General features: G+C 64.8%; 1 protein-coding gene. It reads right to left on the reverse strand.

The genetic code is table 11. From position 1 onward, the window contains the following. Positions 1-454 (reverse strand): hypothetical protein (locus J5M57_RS28500; RefSeq protein WP_207938546.1); only part of this gene is annotated, 454 nt, incomplete at both ends.

The raw sequence follows: 454 nt of genomic DNA on the forward strand, positions 1-454 counted from the left end.
CCGCCTGCAGCGTCAATACATAGCCGGACGATTCCGCCAGCGAGTTGCCGTCGTTTGTCACGCGCAGCGCGTTCGCGTTATTGCCGGTTTGCCCGCTGTCGATCTTCAGCACGCCGAAGTCGGTGCCGATCAGCCACGCGCTTTGCGCATCGAAGCGCACTGCCGGAATCTGGCCGGGCTTCGGATCGGGCAGCGTGGCCATGCAGGCGATGGCCTTTTGCACCGTATCGGCGGTCGCGAAGCAGGGCAGCGTGATGTGCTGGCCCATCGCCAGCAGCCGCAGGTCGAGATACTTGTTGCCGTTGCCGGGAGGCGCGGGCGCGGTGCCCGGCTTGCTCGCATCCCACTCGAGCGGCGTGCTCGGATCCGACTGCCAGAAGAAAGACCCATTGAGCGTCACCATCACGCCGCGATCTTCGCCGGTGGATTGATAGCCGACGTCGATGCTGTCGAT

The sequence above is a fragment of the Pseudomonas sp. 86_A genome (assembly GCF_017491705.1).
Taxonomy (GTDB): Bacteria; Pseudomonadota; Gammaproteobacteria; order Pseudomonadales; family Pseudomonadaceae; genus Aquipseudomonas; species Aquipseudomonas koreensis.